This window comes from Streptococcus sp. SS-4456 (assembly GCF_036680365.1).
Classification (GTDB): domain Bacteria; phylum Bacillota; class Bacilli; order Lactobacillales; family Streptococcaceae; genus Streptococcus.
The window spans coordinates 1-1,561 of the sequence record NZ_JAVIHI010000080.1 but is presented as its reverse complement, the minus strand read 5'-3'; the positions used below and the strand labels follow the sequence as shown (position 1 = coordinate 1,561).

Below are 1,561 nucleotides of genomic sequence, written 5' to 3'. Positions count from 1 at the left end.
ATGGTTCTGTTGTTGAAGGTACAACTCAAGTAACTTATGTTTACCAAAAAGTAACAACTCCAGCTCCAAAACCAAACGGTAGCGTTGTCGTTAACTATGTGAACACTAATGGTGAAACAATTGCAACTTCAGTAAACGACACTACTGATGCGGCTCTTGATACAACTTACGATACAACAGATTTCAAACCAGCTGTTATCAAACACAACGGTGTTACTTACTACTACAAAGAAGTGAAAGCTGGCGATAACGAGTCTGGTAAAGTTGTAGAAGGTACTACAGAAGTAACTTACGTTTACGAGCCAGCAGGTTCAGTAACAGTTAACTATGTAACAACTAACGGTACAGTAATCAAATCTCCAGTTAAGGATGAAGAGAACGCTGAACCAGGTAAGACATACACAACTGAAGATAACAAGCCAACTACAATCACTACTGAAGATGGTAAGACTTACAAACTTGTTCCAAGCTTGACTACTGGTGAAGAAAATGGATCAGTAACTCCAGGCGAAGACAAGCAAGTGACTTACGTATATGAAGAAGTGAAGGGTAACGTTGTTGTTAACTACATCGACACTGAAGGTAATGTGATTGCTTCTCCAGTAGAAGATACAAGCTCAACTTCAACAGGTACATCTTACAATACAACAGATAACAAACCAACTACAATTACTACAGCTGACGGTTCTGTCTATGAACTTGTTCCAGTATTGACACAAGGTAATGAAAATGGCTCTGTTGTTGAGGGTACAACTGAAGTAACTTACGTATACCGTAAAGTATCTAGCGCAGTTAAATCTCCTGTAACCAACCACGTTGATGAGAATGGTAAGTCTATTTCACCACAAGAAGATGGCACTAAACCAAACACATCAATTTCAGGTTATGAGTTTACAGGTAAGACTACTATTGATGAAGATGGCAATGTGACTCACGTTTACCGTAAAGTATCACCTAAAGGTACAGTAGTCGTGAACTATGTTACTGAAGATGGTACAGTTATCTCTAAACCTGTTACAGATACACCATCATCAGATGTAGATACACCATACGACACAACAGATAACAAGCCAGGTACAATCACATTTAATGGTGAAGAATACGAACTTGTTCGTGTTGACGGTACTGAAAATGGTAAAGTTGTCGAAGGTGAAACTGTAGTAACTTATGTATACCGTAAAGTAACACCTGCTAAGAAGGTTGTAACAAACCACGTTGACGAAGATGGTAACCCAATTGCACCGCAAGAAGAGGGTACAACACCTAACAAGTCAATCCCAGGATACGAGTTCACAGGTAAGACTGTAACAGATCCAGACGGTAACACAACTCACATCTACCGCAAAGTAGAAACACCTGCTAAGAAGGTTGTAACAAACCACGTTGACGAAGATGGTAACCCAATTGCACCGCAAGAAGAGGGTACAACACCTAACAAGTCAATCCCAGGATACGAGTTCACAGGTAAGACTGTAACAGATCCAGACGGTAACACAACTCACATCTACCGCAAAGTAGAAACACCTGCTAAGAAGGTTGTAACAAACCACGTTGACGAAGA

General features: G+C 40.2%; 1 protein-coding gene. It reads left to right on the top strand.

Annotation, left to right across the window (positions count from 1 at the left end):
* Window positions 1-1,561 (top strand): MucBP domain-containing protein (locus RFK25_RS11405; RefSeq protein ID WP_332413537.1); only part of this gene is annotated, 1,561 nt, incomplete at both ends.